Source organism: Phenylobacterium hankyongense (assembly GCF_003254505.1).
GTDB lineage: Bacteria > Pseudomonadota > Alphaproteobacteria > Caulobacterales > Caulobacteraceae > Phenylobacterium > Phenylobacterium hankyongense.
Window position 1 is genome coordinate 2,810,713 of sequence record NZ_QFYP01000001.1, and the last position, 17,567, is coordinate 2,828,279.

At 67.7% G+C, this 17,567-nt stretch carries 12 protein-coding genes; 2 read left to right on the forward strand and 10 right to left on the reverse strand.

The features are described 5' to 3' along the window. Positions 1–142 precede the first annotated feature (142 nt). The 3 genes from DJ021_RS13470 to DJ021_RS13480 form a co-directional block, all read right to left on the reverse strand. Complete coding sequence (locus DJ021_RS13470) at positions 143–1,693, reverse strand: MFS transporter (protein WP_207801845.1); 1,551 nt, start codon at positions 1,691–1,693, stop codon at positions 143–145. 211 nt (positions 1,694–1,904) lie between these two features. Next, on the reverse strand, positions 1,905–3,215 hold the full coding sequence (locus tag DJ021_RS13475; protein ID WP_111458037.1) for a nucleotide disphospho-sugar-binding domain-containing protein: 1,311 nt from the start codon (positions 3,213–3,215) through the stop codon (positions 1,905–1,907). Further along, on the reverse strand, positions 3,215–3,829 hold the full coding sequence (locus DJ021_RS13480) for a TetR/AcrR family transcriptional regulator (protein WP_165837215.1): 615 nt from the start codon (positions 3,827–3,829) through the stop codon (positions 3,215–3,217). The genes DJ021_RS13475 and DJ021_RS13480 overlap by 1 nt, the downstream gene beginning before the upstream one ends. Positions 3,830–4,204: 375 nt before the next feature. On the opposite strand from DJ021_RS13480, the gene DJ021_RS13485 reads away from it, so the two are divergent. Continuing rightward, a complete protein-coding gene (locus tag DJ021_RS13485; protein ID WP_133255016.1) occupies positions 4,205–5,437 on the forward strand; it encodes a hypothetical protein in 1,233 nt (410 codons plus the stop codon). A 66-nt stretch (positions 5,438–5,503) separates the two neighbouring features. Here DJ021_RS13485 and DJ021_RS13490 read toward each other — a convergent pair whose 3' ends face one another. The 7 genes from DJ021_RS13490 to DJ021_RS13520 all read right to left on the reverse strand — a co-directional run bounded on the left by DJ021_RS13490 (position 5,504) and on the right by DJ021_RS13520 (position 15,082). After that, positions 5,504–7,177 (reverse strand): ice nucleation protein, encoded by a 1,674-nt coding sequence (locus DJ021_RS13490; protein WP_111458040.1) that lies wholly within the window; start codon positions 7,175–7,177, stop codon positions 5,504–5,506. 503 nt (positions 7,178–7,680) lie between these two features. Next, complete coding sequence (locus tag DJ021_RS13495; RefSeq protein WP_111458041.1) at positions 7,681–9,144, reverse strand: carbohydrate porin; 1,464 nt, start codon at positions 9,142–9,144, stop codon at positions 7,681–7,683. A gap of 204 nt (positions 9,145–9,348) precedes the next feature. Beyond that, complete coding sequence (locus tag DJ021_RS13500) at positions 9,349–9,660, reverse strand: hypothetical protein (protein ID WP_111458042.1); 312 nt, start codon at positions 9,658–9,660, stop codon at positions 9,349–9,351. A gap of 122 nt (positions 9,661–9,782) precedes the next feature. Then, entirely contained in the window at positions 9,783–11,267 is a 1,485-nt protein-coding gene (locus tag DJ021_RS13505) for a phospholipase D-like domain-containing protein (protein WP_243626022.1), read from the reverse strand. 86 nt (positions 11,268–11,353) lie between these two features. Further along, positions 11,354–12,574 carry a DUF2252 family protein gene (locus DJ021_RS13510; RefSeq protein WP_207801846.1) on the reverse strand — a complete coding sequence of 407 codons (1,221 nt, stop codon included), beginning with the start codon at positions 12,572–12,574 and terminating at the stop codon, positions 11,354–11,356. Positions 12,575–12,651: 77 nt separating this feature from the next. Continuing rightward, positions 12,652–13,182, reverse strand: a complete 531-nt coding sequence (locus DJ021_RS13515; protein WP_111458043.1) for a hemerythrin domain-containing protein — start codon at positions 13,180–13,182, stop codon at positions 12,652–12,654. Positions 13,183–13,369: 187 nt separating this feature from the next. Further along, positions 13,370–15,082: an alpha/beta hydrolase family protein gene (locus DJ021_RS13520; protein ID WP_111458044.1), complete on the reverse strand. Its 1,713-nt coding sequence runs from the start codon at positions 15,080–15,082 to the stop codon at positions 13,370–13,372. A 239-nt stretch (positions 15,083–15,321) separates the two neighbouring features. Between DJ021_RS13520 and DJ021_RS13525 the strand changes: the two genes are divergently transcribed. Next, positions 15,322–17,562, forward strand: coding sequence for a TonB-dependent receptor (locus tag DJ021_RS13525; RefSeq protein WP_111458045.1), 2,241 nt, complete (start codon positions 15,322–15,324; stop codon positions 17,560–17,562). Positions 17,563–17,567 lie beyond the last annotated feature (5 nt).

A 17,567-nucleotide genomic window follows, 5' to 3' on the forward strand; every position in this document is an offset into this window, starting at 1 on the left:
CTTCTAGCCCAACCACAACGAGCGGAACCTTGAGTGGCTCCGTCGCCCGACCGCGGTCACCTGCCTTCGACGCCGGGAGACGGCGGCATCCTCAGGCCCTGATCGTTCCCGAGGCCGGCGGCTGGACGCTGCCCGGCTTTGATCAGGACTTGGCGGTCTGCTCCTGGGCGACCTGGCCCTGCGGCGACCGCGGAACCCGCCCGCTCATCTCCTCGCCGGCCGTCTTCGAGAACTTGAGGTTCCAGATGGTCGCCGACGCCGAAATGGCCGTCACCACCAGGAAGGCCACGGTGAAGTCGCCGGGCTGCGGCGTTATCCGCCCGGACGGCGCCATGGCCAGGTGCAGGGCGGCCGCGCCGACGCAGATGCCGAGCGACAGCATCAGCTGCTGGAAGGTGGCGTAGAAGCTGGTCGCCGCGCTCATCCGGCCGGGGTCGATCTCGTCGTAGGCGATGGTGTTGTAGGCGGTGAACTGGAACGACATGAAGAAGCCGCTCGCCATCAGCACGCCGAAGATCACGGGCAGGGGCCAGTCCGGCCGCAGGATCCCGCAGACCGCATAGCCGGCCGCCCCGAGCAGGCCGTTGACCACCAGGCTTCTGCGAAATCCGAACCGCCGCAGCAGCCCGGGCGCCAGCCACTTCATGCCGAGAGATCCCATGGCCCCGGCGATGGTGATCGCGCCGCTGCTCGAGGCCTTCATCCCGAACCCCACCTGCAGCATCAGCGGCAGCAGGAACGGCTGCGCCCCCTGGGTGATGCGGGTGAGGGAGCCGGCGATCACCGACAGCCGGAAGGTGGGGATCTGCATCAGCGACAGGTCGAGGATCGGATCCTGGCGCCGGCCCGCATGGCGCACGTAGAGCGCGCCGGTTACCAGGCCCACGGCGATCAGCGCTGCGGCGCCGCGAAGCTCGCCCGAGCGGCTCGTCATCTCGAAGCCGAACAGCAGGCAGCCGAGGGAGACCCCGGAGAGGATGAAGCCGAGGAAATCGGCCCGCACCGGCCGTTCGCCCCGCACCTCGGCGATGAACTTGGTGACCAGCACCACGCCCAGCAGGCCCACCGGCAGGTTCAGGTAGAAGATCCACCGCCAGTCCAGGTAGGTGATGATGAAGCCGCCCAGCGGCGGGCCGATGATCGGCCCCACGAGCGCGGGCATGATCAGCCACGAGGTGGCCGCGACCATGTCCTCCTTGCGGACGCTGCGCAGCAGCACCAACCGGCCGATCGGGATCATCATCGCCCCGCCGGCGCCCTGCAGGAACCGCGCGAGTATCAGGAACGGCAGGTCGCGCGCCTGGGCGCAGAGCAGCGAGCCGGCGAGGAACACCAGGATCGCCAGCCGGAACACCGTCTTGGCGCCGAAGCGATCGGCGAAGCGCCCGCTGGCGGGGATGAAGATCGCCAGGGCCAGCAGATAGGCCGTCAGCGCCGAACTGAGGTGGGTGACCGGCACGTGGAAGTCGCGGGCCATGGCCGGCAGGGCGGTGGCCAGGACCGTGGCGTCCATCCCCTCCATGAACAGGGCGCAGGCGATGATCAGGGCGACGGTGCGGTAGTTGTGCGGCTGGCCGCCCCCGGCGGCGGGCGTCACGTCGGCCACGCGGCGCAGGCCCTCGGAGGCCGGGATCACCCCGTCGCGGAGCTCGGCGTTGATCGAGGCCAGGCTACGGCGTCGCAGCCTCAGCATGGGACGACGACGTCCGGATGGAGGGGCCGCCCGGGCGGATGGCACGACATCTCCGTTTGGAACCTCCGCGCGACAAGAGCGGCCACCCATAGGCCGCCTTGCGCCGCCCCCTCAAGCGCCTGCGGACGCTCCCGGCGGAAATGCCGCTCCGTCGCCCCTTTGCGGGGAAGCGGACCTGGCCTCCCGCGAAGGAAGATCGGCCGTCGACCGTTCAGGCGGGACAGAGCTGTGGCGCCTCGCTGGTCGCGGCGCCGACCAGGGCCTCCAGCTCCTCGACGACGGGGGAGTTTGCGGCCTCGTGCGCCACGGCCGCGCCCAGGCGCTCAGCCCCGGCGACGAAGGCGGGCTCGGCCAGCAGGCGCTGGAGCGCGCCGCGGATCTCCGCCTCACCGGCGTCCGGCAGGAGCGACAGCCCAGCGGCGCGCTCGGTCACCCGGATGGCGTTGTCGTTCTGGTCGCGTCCGTGTGGGATCACGAGCAGCGGCCGGCGGTGGATCAGCGCCCGCATCACCGTGCCATGACCGCCGTGGGTGACGACCAGGGCCGCTTCGCGCATCACCGCATCGTGCGAGGCGCTGGCCAGCAGGCGGGTGTTGTCGGCCGGGCGGAGCTCGTCCGGCGCGATGCTTCCGCCGAGTGTCACCACCAGCCGCACCGGCAGCGCGGCCGCCGCATCGATGATCCGTTGCAGGACCGCGGCGTGGTTCTGGAAGGTCGTGCTGAACCCCGCCAGCACCAGCGGCCGGCGATCGTCCGCGGGGAAGGGCGACGTCCAGGGCTCCGCCCAGCCGGGGTTGTCCAGCTGCGGCCCGACGTAGCGGATGCGCTCGGGGAGCTGGTCCGGCGCGAAGTCGAAGGCGCGGGCCGTGGCGAGCAGCGTCCGTTCCGCCGCCTCCAGCTGGTCGAGCGTGTGCGGCAGCGGCGCCAGCCCGAGGCCGGCGCGCGCGGCGTTCAGCGCCGGCAAGCCGTGATCGAACAGGTTGACGGTGAATTGGGCGATCTCTCCGTGCAGCGCCCGGTCTTCCTCGGTCTTGGCCGGCGCCAGGCCGGGCCCGAAGGGCGGGACGCCTGGAATGGGGACGAGGCTCAGGTTGGCGGCCAGGCAGGCGAACCTCTGCCCCACCGCTTCGCAACCGGCCGCCACCCCGAACAGCATCTCGCTGGTCACCACCAGGTCCACGGGATCACGTCGAAGCGCCTCGATGACGTCCTCGGCGTAGCGCAAGGCCGGACCGGTCCATAGGGCGTCGAGAGTCTGGCGCAACCCGTCGGGTCCCGGGTGTCGCCAGTCCTGCAGCAACTCGCTGGCGCGGGTGCGGTCCGCGCGACTGGGGGCCCTGGTCCACGGCGTGAAGGCGGCGCCGGTCGCCAAGGCTTCCGGGCCATTGCACGCGTCGCTCATCACCCGCACGGCATGGCCGCGCTCGACCAGCTTGCGCGCCACCGTCAGCGCCGGCGGAACCGAGCCGCCGCCTTCCCAGGTGGCGATCAGGAACGACTGGGGTTGGAGCAGGGGCGCCATCACGAGGTTTCCTTTCCAGGGGCGGCGGCCAGGGCGGCGGCCACCAGGGTTTCGACCAGCCGGCGGTATTCCGGCAGCGGGCGCGCCATGTCCCGGCGCATAAGCTTCCACAGGTAGACATCGGTGGCGGCGACCAGGGCGTCGGTGCGCCGCCGCGCTTCGTCCGCCGACAGCTCCGCCAGCCACGGCGCGAAGACGGCGTCCAGCCAGGCGCGGTGGTAGCCGCGGCCGAGCTCGGTGAGCCGGCGGATCGCCGGGTGGCGGTCCTCCTGGGCAAGGCTTCGCATCACCAGGTCGCCGGAGGCCTCGTAGTCGTCGAGCAGCGCCTCGATGGCGCCCTCAATATCGCCGGGCGAAACGTCGCGCCGCCCCTGGACCTCGGTGCTCAGGCGCTCGCCCTGGGCTTCGAGCAGGCCGGTCTTGCCGCCGAAGCGGCGGATCACCGTCTGGACCGTCACGCCCGCCGCGGCGGCGACGTCCTCCAGGCGGATCTCGTCGAACCAACCGTCGCGAAGGCGGGCGGAGAAGGCGTCGAGGATGCGCTCGCCGGTCTCCTCCGCCGCGCGGGCGCGGGCGGACTGGCGATAGGGGCGACGTGGCAGAACGTTGTTCATGATAAGCGGATTAACGCCAAAATCGGAGGCGCGCAACATTCATCTTAGTCAAGGTGACGTGAAAGTCGGGCGCAAGGTCGGGATCGCGGTGCGCCGCGCAGGCCTGGGCCGGCCCTGTTGGTGCGACTGCCGCCGCCGCGTTCTGCCGTCATGCCAGGTGGGGCGCTTGCTGCAAGGTGAAGGTGTTCATCTGCGCTGCGCACTCAAGGTGAAGCTCTCGAATGCAAGATCCAAGATCAGGTCTGATCAGTGGGCTTGCGCCGGAAGTCATCTTGAGCAAACTGCCTGATTTAGTACGCCAAGGTCTTTTGGGGGAAAGCCTGAGATGAAGATTATCGTTATATCAGATTTGCTATGGAGATTAACATGCGACAAATGTCGTCGTTATCGACCGCAGTTAGCTGGGTCGTGTTGTGTGTTACTGTAGCATGTGTCCTTCTGGTCGGAATTAAGAAACCTAGTCAAGATTGGGATATAATTGCATACGTCGCCTCCGCCTATCAGCTAGACGGACTTCGCGGGCAAGAGCTTTCGTCTAGAACCTACGCTGACGTACGAGCGGATGTTAGCGACGACAAATTCAAGACTCTGACGGAAGGTGACCACCCGGGGAACCTGGTTGAGAGCAATTACCGAAAGACAGTATATTCTGATCCAAAGGCTCTTACAGAGCAGATCCCATTCTATTCGATCAAGATCGTCTATATTGAACTGTTGAGGTTGGTCGGTCATGTTGTGGATAGTTATAGCAAGTCGACCTATATCGTGAGTTCGGTATTTTCCGCCCTTGGCATCGTGGTGCTTAGCAGGGTGTTGTACATCGCCAACGTTCACTTTCTCGCGCTTCCATTCATCGTAATGGGCAGTGGCGTCTCCGAGTTGGCCAAAACGTCGTCGGCGGATTCGCTTGCAGTGTTCGCCGGCATGCTGTGCATATTGGCGCTTTTGAAGCGTAGTCGGATGGTATTCCTGTTGGCGGCTATATTGCCGGCCATGAGGACGGACTACATATTGATTTCAATGTTGGTCTTGGCGGTTGAATTTGTTCGGGAAAGGCGTGCGGCATCAATAATATCGGCCGCTGTGGCGCTGTTGGCGTATATTTCGATCAACAAATTTTCGGGAAACTATGGATGGCTGACGCTATTTAATCATTCCGTGGTCGCCGCTACGCCCTATCCAGCCGAACTGACGCCGTCGTCGAACTGGATGGACTATATACGGCCTTACGTTGCCGCAATTTACGATATGATTTCCAGCAGCAATTCCATCGCGTATGTGGTCGCCATATATTTCGTCTGCGCGCTTTTATTGAGGGACTGGAGAATTCCACCGATATCCCGTCTCGCAAGGTACGTGCTCATGGTGTGCAGGAAGGACATCCAGTCTACGGCCCTGCTGGTTGTTCCGATATTGTTCGTCGCTGGGCATCTGTTGATGTTTCCCGATTACGAGCCTCGGTTTTTTGTGCTCAGCGCGGCGCTCGCCCTGGTTTGGATCCTGTCCAAGGGGACGATCAAAGGCTTGGCGCCCTGGCAGAGGGCCAGGAGTCCGACCGAAGCCTCGGCCGCTGTCGGAGCCCTCGACCCGTCGCTTGGTCCTGCGTGATCCTGGACCGCAGGTCGGAGGCGAGGCGCTTAGCGACCGGCGCGCGCCGTCGCATGCCTTCGTGCGTCAGGGCAGGTAGGGCGCCTGCTGCAAGGTGAAGGCGTTCATCTGGGCCGCGCTCAGCGAGTTGATCATCGTGGTCGTCAGCACCTGCACCTGGCTGGTGGTCAGGCTGGGGATCTGGCTGGTGGTGAAGGCGTCCACCTGGGTCGTCGTCAGGCCGGCGATGACGGTGGTGGCGACGCTGCTGAGCTGGAGCCCGGAGAGTGCGGCGATCTGGGTCGTGGCCAGGCGGCCGAAGTCGGTCGCGGTCATCGCCGAGACCTGCCCGCTGGTCAGGCCGCCCAGCTGGGTCTTCGAGAGCACCGCCACCTGGGTGGTGTCGAGGACGGCGAGGTCAGCCTTGGTGAGGGCGCCGACCTGCGACGCGCTCAGCGCGGTGACCTGGGTCGTGGACAGCGCGCCCACCGCCGTGCTGGTCATCGCGCCGATCTGAGCCGGAGTGATCGCCCCGACCTGCGTGGACGTGAGCTCGCCGATCTCGGTGGCGGTGAGGCTGTGCACCTGGAACGGCGACAGGCCGCCGATCTGGCTGGCGCTGAGCGAGCTCATAGTGGTGGCGTCCAGCGACGCCAGGACGGCCGGGGCGAGCGCCCCGATCTGGCTGGGCGCCAGCTCGTCGATCTGGGTGATCGAGAAGCGCGCGACGTCGGTGGCGGAAAGCCCGCCCAGCTGGGTGGCGCTCAACCCCTGCATATGGGTCGCGTCGATCGCCGCGATCTGGCTGCTGTCGAGGCTCATGAGGTTGGTGGCCGACACCGCGCCCAGTTGCGCCGCCGACAGCGCGCCCACCTGGGTGGTGGTGAACTTTGCGAAGTCGGACGCGCTCAGGGCGCCGGCCTGGGTGGCGGTGAGGCCGCTCATCTGGGTGGCGGCCAGGCCGCCGACCTCGGTGGCGGTGAGCATCGAGAACTCCTCGCCGGTCAGCGCGCCGATCTGCGAGACGGCCAGGGCGGCGATGTGGCTGGCGCCCAATTGTCCGAAGTCGGTGGTGCTCATCGCGCCGAACTGGGTGGTGGTCAGGCCGGCGGTCTGGGTGGTGGACAGCGTCGGTCCATAGGCGCCCAGCACATTGGACAGGGCAGGGGCGGCCAGGCCGCCGACCTGCGTGGCCGAGAGCCAGCCGACCTGGCCGGCGGAGAGCTGCTGGGCCTGCGAACCGCTGAGCGCGCCGATCTGCACTGCGGTCATGGCGGAAAGCTGGGTCTGGCTCAGCACGCCGACCTCGGTCGTGGACAGGCCCGCGACCTGGCTGGCGCTGAGGCCCGCGACCTGGGTGCTGCTGAGCGCCTGGAACTGGGTTCCGCTCAGGCCGGACACCTGGGTGACGGTGAGGGAGCCGACCTGGGTCGCGCTCAGCGCCCCCAGCTGCGTCGAGCCGAGCGCGATGACCTGGGCGCTGGTGAGCGCATCCAGCTGTTGGGCGTTCAGCACCTGAAGCTGCGTGGGCGCGAAGGCGATGACGTTCGAGAAGCTCGGGATCTGCGTCGCCGTCAGCCCGCGCACCTCTCCCGCGGTCAGCGCGCCGACCTGGGTGGTGTCCAGCGCCGCCACCGCCTGGGTGGTGAGCGCCCCGACCTGCGTGGACGACATGCCGCCGACCTGGGTCGTGGACAGGTGCGTAATCCGCGTCAGCGACAGCTGAGAGATCTGGGCGGTCGAGAGGTAGGAGATGGGCACGGCGCGTGCTCCTGACGTCGGCGGTCGCAGAATGGACGCGAGGTTTCGAGAGCCACGCATCCAGCGCAAACCCCAATCCTGCGCGTGAAATAGCCCCGCCCAAGTACCCGCATAAGGTTGCTGGGCCTCTTACAAGCTTGGTTTATAACGTCTTTAGGTTGTGGGCTGCGCCGTGACCTGCCGAGCACGGAGAATTGCATACCCGTGTTCTTGAACCCTATGGCCTCGCCGCGCGCTTCATGTTCTGATCGATCGTTAACGGAGCGCTCCGGACAGAGAGAGCGCCCAAAGGAGGAAGAAGCATGATGTCGACGGCAAGCGGCGTTGCGGTCTTCACAGGCGGTCTGGTGGCCACGGTGGTCGTGGTCCATGCGGTCGTCGACCTGGCGTTCAGGCTATTCGGCTGGTGACCTGACCGACCCCGGGGGCGGTAAGCACGATCCTACGGCGCGCGACCGCGCGCAGCGCGTTGTCGCCCGACGCCCGCCGGCGTCCAAACCCCTTCAGTGCTGGAGATGGAGGCGCAGGCCGACGACGTTCACCGGGCCGCGATCGCGATTATAGGCCGGTCGCTCGACGAGCTGATCGTCCAGCGTCACCGTCACGTCCTTCCTGAGAGAAAGGCTGTAGTAGACCTCGGCGATGTCTTCGGCGCCGGGCCGGGGAAGGCGGCTGTCGCCGACCAGAATTCCCAGCCCTCCCGCGTTCAGGTACCGATGGCCTGCCCCCGATAGCTGGTTGACCACGAACGCCGCGCCGAAGGTGTCGTCCTTGCGGCCCCAGCGCGAGCCCGCGATGGAGATCCCCGCCTGAGCCGTATGGTCGATGTCCGTGTATTCGTAGGACTCATAGGTTCCGTCGGACCATCCCCAGCGCGCAAACACCCCGATATCCTTGGCCACCTCCTGCTCCAGATTGAGGTGGAGCCCTGGACGGCTGCGATAGTGGCGCACCAGGGCCGTGTCGGCCGGCTGTCCGGTGGTCGCCGATAGCTGCACCGCGTCGTCATAGCGCCCCATCCGCCCGCGGGTGACGAAGCCGGTCAGACGCAGGGCGCCTGGATGTCCCTGCAGCGAGAACCGGCGCTCGGCCTCGCCGACCAGTTGGAACTGGCTGAAATCGGACGTGAGCACGCCGCTGTTGGGGACGATCGACAGATCGAAGACGCCCGCACGCCACGTCCAGTCACCCCGGTATGCCTCGGCCGCCGCACCATAGGTGTAGCCCCAGGCGTCGGCGGCGTAGTCGAAGCTGCCGGCGTCGATCAGCGACCAGTTCATGAAGTCGTGGCGCGGGTCGTGGGCGTACTTGTTGGTGTCGAAGACATCGGTGGCGTTGAGCTTCCCGGCCGTAAGCACCAGCCGGTCCCGGGCGCGCGAGCCGCCGAGCTGGTTCAGGTCGGCGTCGACGTCCTCACGTTCCGCGCCGAGAGCGATGGTCTGGCGGATGAAGAGCCGGGCGATGCGGGCGTAGGGGTGGCTGCGCCCGACCTTGGCGCCGTCGCCGTTGACGTAACCGGCTGCGCCCAGCGTGTTGTTCGGGGCATAGCCCTGGTACATCTCGAGATTGCCCCAGATCTCGGCGCCGGACCACGGCGCGATCCCCGCGTAGAGGGTCGCGTCGACAGTATTTCCCCACGTGGCCTGAGGCCGAAAGCTGTTCCCGCCCTCGTAGGGGCTGCTGAACGCGCCGTAGTGCTGGAGGATATCGGTACTTTGCACATGCAGCGCCCAGCTCTGCGGCGGCGCCGACCTTCCTTCGTCCGCCTGCTGCGTTCCCGGCGGCGGGTTCTCCTGTTTCGGCTGCGGCTCGGGGCCGCGCTCCTGGGCCACCGCGGCGGTCGCGCCGAGCGCCAGGATCGCGACGGTGGCGAGGAGCCGCAGGGGCCGGCTCCGCACCAGCCGAAGCTGCGGACGCTCGGTCGGTTTGACGTCAGCCGAGGTGTCTTTTTCCAGCTCTATCGCCATCCAGGCCCGCTTTGAGCAATTGGTACCTCGCAACGCACAAGCTTGAGGTTTGATCCTGCGTCGGCTCACGAGCCAGCTGAAAATAGGGCGCGCTTCCAGCGTGTTGAGCGCGTTGCTTCGGAGCGAGGCGGGCGCCCATGCAGCAGGCCACTCCGCCGCCGCAGAGGCGGCGGCGGAGTCCGGTCTGCGGTCACCGGCCGTGGTTCAGTAGCGGTAACCCTCGCCATCGTGACCGTGGGACCGATGGTCGCGCCGGTCCCATTGATTGCGGCGATCGTTCGAATAGGCCCACTGACGGTCGCGGCGGTCGTGACCGCCGTTGTAATAGGCGTCGCCGTAGGCGGCGGCGTAAGCCCGGCCGTAGCGGTCACCGCGCGGCTGTTCACGCCAGGACTGACTCTGCGGCGCCCGACGCCAGCCGTCGTTGTAGCGGCCATAGTCTTGCGCCATGGCCGCGGCCGGCGCCAACAGGGATGCGGCCGTCGCGGCCGCCAACAGCATCGCCTTCATGGACATGTTCGATCTCCCGAATGCGGCGCGTTCCAGAAGCGGAATGGCGTCGGATCACCCACACCCTAGGCGCCGGCCGCTGAACGCCGCCGGGACGCGCCGTTGTTTGCGGTTCACCCGGCCGTCCGTCACGTCCTCGCCGCAGCTCGCCCCCGCCGCGCCGCGCGTGCGGACTCGGCCTTGCGGCGCCACCAGCGCCAGGAGTCGCGCGAGCTGAACGGGTCGCCCACGTGATAGTCCGCGATGACGGCCGCCACGCCCACGACCGGCGGCAGCAGGACGGGCCTCAGCCGGACGTAGCCGGCGTTGCGCAGGGCTTCGACCCCGGCGACCACACCGCCGGCCTTGCCGATCGCGGCCTCCATGACCGCCTCGTCACAGCCCAGCCAGTGCGCCAGCAGCCGGGTGCGCAACCTGGTGATCTCGCGGCGCGCGCCGGTCCCGGCCCTGCCGCCGGCCTCGAAGCTCATGTCGCACTCGGTGTCGAAGCCCATGGAGCGGTTGTTGATGTTGGCTGAGCCGATCCTCAGCAGCCGGTCGTCGATGATCGTCAGCTTGGCATGGACAATGATGATCCGGCCCAGGGTGGTCACCGGGCTATAGGCCTGGAACCGTCCGGACTTGTCGGCGCGCTTCAGCGTCTCGACGAACCTCACCCGCGTGCGGTCCATGGTCGCCTGGTCGAAGTAGCTGGGCGAATGCTCCGTACCGATCAGGATCACCTCGGGCCCGTCGGGCTCCGCCAGCCGGCGCGCCAGGGCCGCGGCGATCAGCGGCGAGGTGAAGTACTGGTTCTCCATGTAGATGCAGCGTTCGGCCGCGGCGATCCCCGCCAGGTGCAGCCGCTCGACCTCGCGCACCTCCGGCTGGCGCCGCCAGGCCGGAACCGTGCGGGACAACCCGACTTCGATGCGCTCGAACTGCGCCTTCACGCCCGCCGGCCACGCCGGCCGGGTCGGCGGGGGTTCGGGCAAGATCTCGCCCGTCGCCCGCGCCCAGCGCTCGCGGAATAGCGCGCCCAGCGCCTTGGCGGCCGCGCCCTCGACCAGCCCCATCACCTCGTGGCGGCTGTCGAAGTCGTCGTCGCTGTTCCCGTGCGCGTGCCGGGTCTTTTCGCGGCGCGGGTCATTGTCCAGGTGCTGCGGCGTATCCCAGCGGTCCGGGCCGATATCGCCGCCGCCGCAGAACCCGATGGCGTCGTCGATGACGATGGCCTTCTGGTGATGGCAGGCGCCGAGCGGCAGCTTGCCGTCGAGGACGAACTTCACCTTGGATCCGGCGAACACCTTCCGATCGGCGAAGGTAAACCAGTGCTGGGTGGCGGCGACCGGGAGCGCGGATTTCCAGCACAGCACGCGGACGTCGAGTTCGGTGTTGTCCCGGGCCAGAGCCTTGAGGAAGTTCGCGATCCTGTCCTCGTCGGGACCCGCGCAACCCTCCTGCGGGTGGAACAGGGTCTGTGGCTCGAAGGCCCAGTTCAGCAGGTGCACCGTGTGGCGGGCCTTGCGCATGGCCTTCATCGCCGCGTCGAAATAGTCCGCCATGTCGATCAGCAGGGCGGCGCGCCCCGAGGTCTCGCGCCGCCAGCAGGTCTCACCGGGTTCCAAGAGCACTCGCGCGCCTCCAGCCAAGCTTGTCTAATCACTCACGGCCAAGGTCGTTCCCGCCGGAGGATCATGAAGCCCAGCTCGACCGCAGCTCAGGCGGCGTGGTCCAACGCGAACATGCGGCAATGCTCCAGGTAGGCGCGCTCATGGATGCCCAGCAGGTCGACGACGCACGACCACAGCCAGCTTGGCGCATCCAGCTGGGTTGAGCGGGCCCGCGAGAGCTCGGCTTGCCAGGCCGCCCGTTGATCGGCGGTCATCTGGCGGCCGTGGGCCTTGCCGACAACGCCGGCGAGGTAGGCCGCCAGGGCCGTGGCCTTGGCCTGGGTCAGTTGCTCGACCTCCAGCTTGAGATCCTGCGGCATCAGCTCCCGCAGGATGATCGGCTTGTCGAGGAGCCGCGTGGCCATCATCCGCTCGCCGAGATTGGGGGACAGGGCCCTTGCGCCGGTGACGACGCGCACGGCGTTGTCAGGCGGCATCGCGACGTTTGCGGCGCGCGGCGCGGCGGCCGCCACGCCCTCCTTCAGGTCCACCAGGCACAGGGTCGCCGATTTTCCCTCGCCGATGCGGATCATCGCCGCAAACCGCAGGCGGCCGAGCGAGCTGCAGCCCTTAACCCAGTAGGCGGCGTCCGCGAGTGAAACCGCATCGCCGCTATCTCGGGATTGGAGCTTGGTGAGCAGGGCCCGGACGGAATCCTGCTCGAACAGGGCGCCGAGCGCGGCGCGCTCCTCGTCCGTGAGCGCCCAGAACTTCTTGCCCAGGGGGACCATGGGTTTGACGGTGTCGAGGCGCTCGGCCGCGAGGTGGCGCCAGCGGCGGCGGACTGAGCGGTCGAGCAGGCCGTGAATGGCTTCGGGTCGCAGCGCCTTCTCACCGTCGGCGTCGAACTCCCCAGCCATGGCGGTTTCGTAGCCGACCATCAGATGTTCGAGGATGCGCGCCGTGGTGACCCCGGGGAGGTCGGACCCGCGGGCCGCCGACGCGAGGGACAGGCCAAGCCGGATGAGGTCGTGGGCCGGGTTGCCGATGACCGTCTGGTCCAGGTCGCGGATCTGGACTGCGACCCGACCTTCATAGTCGGCGAGGGGGCCGAGGTTGCCGACGTGGCAGTCGCCGCAGATCCAGATCGGCGGGCCCTCCGGCGCCGCGTGGGGCGTGGCGTCGAGCCATTCGTAGAACTTCGCGGTCGAGCCTCGCACATAGGCGTGCGCCGAGCGCGCCATCTTCAGGTTGCGGGCGTCGCGCAGCCGGTCGGCCCGTTCGTGCGGGCCGATGGTAGTCGAACGCTTGGTCTTGCTTGCGGACAACTCTGACCTCGGGGGGACCGCCACGCAAAAGGCGACCGGCGCGCCGGTCGCCTCTGCGTCGCGACGTTTCAGGAAACCTAGGCTCGCGGCGCCTCGCCGATGGCGGTGGACTGCAGGGTCGAGGTCTCCGGCCTGGGCAGGCCGCCCGACTTGTAGGCGGCCATCAGCTGCTTCTTCTCAGCGGCCATCGTCTCGCCCAGGGCATCCATGTCGAGACCGGCCTTGCGCGCCTGGCTGAACATGCCCTCGACCCGCTTTTCCTCTTCCTCGACGTGGTGCTCGATCTGCTCGGAGAGCACCTTCACCTTGGCCTCGTAGAATTCGTCGTCCGGGCCGCCGGCTTCGATTTCGGCGATCAGCACCTTGGCGCCGTCGTGCTCGACGTAGGCCTCCTTCAGGAGGTCCTCTTCCACCGAGCCTTCGCAAGCCGGGTAGAAGACGTCTTCCTCGATCTTGGTGTGGATCGTCAGCTCCATGCAGATCTGCTCCGCGAGGGCTTTTTTCTTGCCGTCGCCCTTGGCGGCTTCGAATTGGGCGAACAGGTCTTCCACCTTGCGGTGATCGGCCTTCAGCAGTGCGACGGCGTCGAGTTTCTCAGCGGCGGCCATGATCGTCTCCTTGGTTTGGTGTCTGAAGTCCTCGCGGAGGCGATCGTTCCGGACCTGTTCGCTGTTGCGATGTCGCCGCCGCCGGCGGGAGACGCCGAAAACGGCCGTGCTGCGGCGCAGGTAATGCTGCGATGCCGCATTACCTGCGCTTCGGGTGGACGCAGGCTGACAGCCGAGGCTCGTGTGGCTAGCTCGCGAAGTGCGTCGCTGTCCCGGCGACCATGTACCAGGTCACGAACAGGCCGCCGATCAGGCCGCCGGGGACGTAGCTGTTCGTCCGACGCCAGGTGAAAGCGGCGATCAGCCCGAGGATCGCCAGCAGCGGTACGAACTGGATCGAGACGATGGCGTTAAGGGCTTCGAACGCCAGCGGCAGCCGCCCCGTCGCGAACAGCGCCAGATACTGCGCGCCGGTCAGGACCACGAAGCCCAGGGGCAGGGCGACCATCGCCGTCAGGTACTGTCGCCATGCGCTGTCGCCGCGCACCATCAGCCCGGCCAGGCCGCGGAAGGCCACCAGCACGAAGGCGGTGAACGGGACGACGTAGGCCAGGAAGGCGAGGAACTGGCGCAAGCTCATCGGGCGCAGCGCCACCACCCAGAAGCGGAAGTCTACGTTGGCCAGGCTGTTGGCGAGCGCCAGCGCGCCGTAGCCGGCGACGACTGTCACCACCGCGATGCCGAGGGCGGGCCCCCAGCGGTTGTCGAACCGCGCGCGGGGCCGCCCTAGCAGCCAGCCCAGCAAGAGGGCGATCGCAAGGTTCAGCAGCGCCCAGACCACCAGGTGGTTGGTGATCGCCTGCGGAAAGATCGCCGACGGCGTGATCAGCGGCGGCGCGACCAGCAATAGGGCGAAGAAGCTCACCGCCGGGACGAAGCCGGTCAGGAGGAACAGGGTCCACCAACCGGGCCCGCGCCGCTCGCGCGCCGGCTCCGGGGCTGCGGCCAGGCCGGCGAACGCCGGCAGCCGCAGGAGCAGGTCGAAGAGTCCGAGCAGGGCGGCGAAGAACCCGGCCAGGGCCACCAGGGTGCCGAACTCTTTCCACGGCCAGATCTGATCGCCGGCCGGCCGCGGCGTCCCGCCCTGGAGCGTGCGCGCGAACCAGTCGAGGCTGTCGCCGACCGCCTCCGGGGAGATGTGGTCGCCCGGATGGGTGGTGAAGGGCGTGTAGAGCGTCCGCCCCGTGCCGGCGGCGAGATCGCCGTAGACCTTCCCCGCCGCCACCGGCGCCGGCGCGCCGAAAACCTGCTGGAGCTTGCGGCTGGACCCCACGTCGCGCGCCCGGTCGACGCCCCACATCAGCGGCGCGAACTCGTCGAACTGGCTGTAGACGACCGCCAGGTTGCGCGGCCAGGTCGGAGTCCCTTCCGCAGCGAAGGGCTTGCCGGTCGAGGAACCCTCCAGCACCAGCGCCTTGTACCCGTCCGGCTGATCGGCGGCGGCGGCCAGCACCGTCCAGCCGCCCATGCTGTGGCCCTCCAGCCCGATCTCATTCGGGTTCACGAAGGGCAGGGCGCGCAGGTAGCGCAGGCCATCTGGGCCGCCGAAGCCCCCGGTGGTCGCGCCGCCGCCGCTATGGCCGTGCCCGCGCTGGTCCATGGCCAGAACCACATAGCCGCGCCGCGCGAACTCGATCGCGAACGCGTCCTGGGTCTCGCGGGTGTTGATGTAGCCGTGGACGGCGAGCACGCCGGGCGCGGGGGTCTTCGGCGTGGCGTTGGGCGGAACGTAGAGCAGCGCCGCCATCGGCGCGCCGTCGGCGCCGGTCCAGCGGACATCGCGGACCCGGATCCCGCCGGAGGTCTGCACCAGCGCGGCGATCGCCACGCCTGCCACCATCAGCAGCAGTCCGATCGCGAGCAGGACGGCGCCCGGTGCTCCAGCAGAACGTCGCGCCATGTCGTGCTCCCCCACGTATTATCGTTTTTTGTCGATAACCGAAACCTGCGCAGTCGGCGCCCGGGTGTCAACTGCACCGGCCGGGCCATCAGCATCCGGGCCGCATGTTCGGTCTCGCCCCAGTTTAGAAGGCCGCTTCACCCTCTGAAGGTCGTTGACTTCCCGCGGATTGTTTCGGAACGTCGCACCAGATTTTCGGAAAACGAAAGCATCGCTCTACGAGAGCGCAGGGAGGCGTCATGTTCAGGACCCATATGGGCCAGCGGCGTATGCTGCTGGCCACGGCCGGCTTCGCCGCGTTCGCCCTCGGAGGCGCGGCCCAGGCAGCAGAGGCGCCGCCGCCGCGGACCGCCACGGTGACCGAGGTCATTGTCACCGCGCAGAAGCGCGAGGAACGGCTGCAGGACGTGCCGGTCTCGGTGACCGTGCTCGGCGGCGAGCAGATGCGCGAGATGAACATCAACAGCGGCACGGAGATCGCCCGGCAGACGCCGAACCTGCGGGTCTCGAACCTCGGCAACGAGGACCAGCCGAAATTCTCCATGCGCGGCGTCGCCACGCCCGACTTCAACCTGAACAGCAATTCGCCGACCGGCATCTTCTATGACGAGGTGTTCGTCGCCAGCCAGTTCCTGGGCGGGCCGCAGATCTTCGACCTGGAGCGGGTCGAGGTGCTGCGCGGTCCGCAGGGCACCCTCTACGGCAAGAACACCACCGGCGGGGCGGTAAACTTCATCACCAAGAAGCCGGTGTTCGACAGCGAGGGCGACCTCAGCCTGCAGGCCGGCAACAACAGCTACTTCCACGGCAACGGCGCGATCAACGTGCCGCTGATCGACGACAAGCTGGCGCTGCGCGTCGCCTTCAACGCCTCGCGCAGCAACGGCTGGGTGAAGAACGCCAACCCCAACGGCCGCGACCTGTCGTCGATCGACAACCACGCCATCCGGGTAAGCCTGCGCTACCGCCCGACCGACGACTTCGACGCCACCCTGCGGCTGTTCACCGAGCGGGCCAACCCGACCAACATCGGGGTGACCAACGTCGGCCTCGGCCCCGGCGGGACGAACGCCTTCGGGGTCAATCCGCGGGTGAACCCGCTCACCGGAGCGGCCTTCGGCCCGTGGGAAGACTATTCCGACCGCACCGACGGTGAGATCCGGGTGAAGGGCGACGGCGCCACGCTGACCATGGACAAGCAGTTCGGGGACTACACCGTCACCTCGATCACCTCGTACGTGAAGGGCTTCTTCCTCAACAAGGTGGACGGCGACGCCTCGATCGCGCCGCTGCTGGCGATCGATTTCTACGCCACCACCCAGGAGCAGAGCCAGGACCTGCGGATCTCCAGCCACGGAGCCGGGCCGTTCAACTTCATCGCCGGCGTCTACTACGGCCACGACATCACCATCATCCGGACCGACTGGAATTTCTTCGCCGGCGCGATCACCCGGTTCCAGAACTACGACCAGACGCGCACCTCGGCGGCGGTCTACGCCGACGCGACCTACGACCTGACCAAGGCCGACAGCCTCTACGCCGGCCTGCGCTGGACCCACGACAAGGGCTACATCTCGAACTTCAGCGTGACGGGGACCGGCGCGCCGGGCATCCCGAACCAGCCGGTGAAGAGCTACGACGACTCCGCGCCGACCGGCCGCATCGGGGTCCGCCACAAGTTCTCCGACGACATCATGGGCTACGCGCAATATTCCCGCGGGTATCGCAGCAGCGCCATCAACGGCAGCGCGCTGTTCAACCCGGCCGACATCAACGTCTCGCAGCCGGAGCACCTGGACGCCTTCGAGGTCGGCCTGAAGACCCAGCTGTTCGACCGGCGCCTGACGCTCAACTCGTCGGCCTTCTACTACCAGTACAAGGACCAGCAGTTCATCAACACGGTGAGCATCGGCCAGTCCAACGTCATCAACGCCGGGGCCGCCACCCTCTACGGATTGGAGATCGAGGCGATCGCCCGGATCACGCCGGAGTTCACGGTCAGCGCCGGGGCCAGCCTGCTGCACACCGAGTACACGGACCTCACGCTCGACGCGACCTGCCCGAACAGCACCCTGTTCCCGTCGACGCCGCCGTGCGTGACCGGGACGCTGATCGTGCAGAACCTCAAGGGCCACCAGCTGATCGAGGCGCCGAAGGAGTCCTTCAACATCTCGGCCGACTACGTCCTGCCGCTGCCCGGCGACGCCAACCTGCGGTTCCACGGCGACGCCAACCAGGTCGGCAAGCAGTTCTACACCGTGCAGAACGACGACATCTCCTCGACCAAGGCGCACTGGGAGGCCAACGGCCGTATCGCCTACCAGCGCGGCAATTACGAGCTGGCGATCTGGGGCAAGAACCTCAACGACAACCACGTCCCGGCCGGGATCGTCGGCGCCGACCGGCTGACCTTCCTGCAGACCTTCATCGTGCCGCCGTACCCCCGCCGCTATGGGGTCGAGATCGACTATCGGTTCTGAGGGAC

What these genes read in the sequence shown, in the direction of transcription:
- DJ021_RS13470 (WP_207801845.1), bottom strand. Translation starts at nt 1,693, where the DNA reads ATGCTGAGGCTGCGACGCCGTAGCCTGGCCTCGATCAACGCCGAGCTC.
- DJ021_RS13475 (WP_111458037.1), bottom strand. Translation starts at nt 3,215, where the DNA reads ATGGCGCCCCTGCTCCAACCCCAGTCGTTCCTGATCGCCACCTGGGAA.
- DJ021_RS13480 (WP_165837215.1), bottom strand. Translation starts at nt 3,829, where the DNA reads ATGAACAACGTTCTGCCACGTCGCCCCTATCGCCAGTCCGCCCGCGCC.
- DJ021_RS13485 (WP_133255016.1), top strand. Translation starts at nt 4,205, where the DNA reads ATGTCGTCGTTATCGACCGCAGTTAGCTGGGTCGTGTTGTGTGTTACT.
- DJ021_RS13495 (WP_111458041.1), bottom strand. Translation starts at nt 9,144, where the DNA reads ATGGCGATAGAGCTGGAAAAAGACACCTCGGCTGACGTCAAACCGACC.
- DJ021_RS13500 (WP_111458042.1), bottom strand. Translation starts at nt 9,660, where the DNA reads ATGTCCATGAAGGCGATGCTGTTGGCGGCCGCGACGGCCGCATCCCTG.
- DJ021_RS13515 (WP_111458043.1), bottom strand. Translation starts at nt 13,182, where the DNA reads ATGGCCGCCGCTGAGAAACTCGACGCCGTCGCACTGCTGAAGGCCGAT.
- DJ021_RS13520 (WP_111458044.1), bottom strand. Translation starts at nt 15,082, where the DNA reads ATGGCGCGACGTTCTGCTGGAGCACCGGGCGCCGTCCTGCTCGCGATC.
- DJ021_RS13525 (WP_111458045.1), top strand. Translation starts at nt 15,322, where the DNA reads ATGTTCAGGACCCATATGGGCCAGCGGCGTATGCTGCTGGCCACGGCC.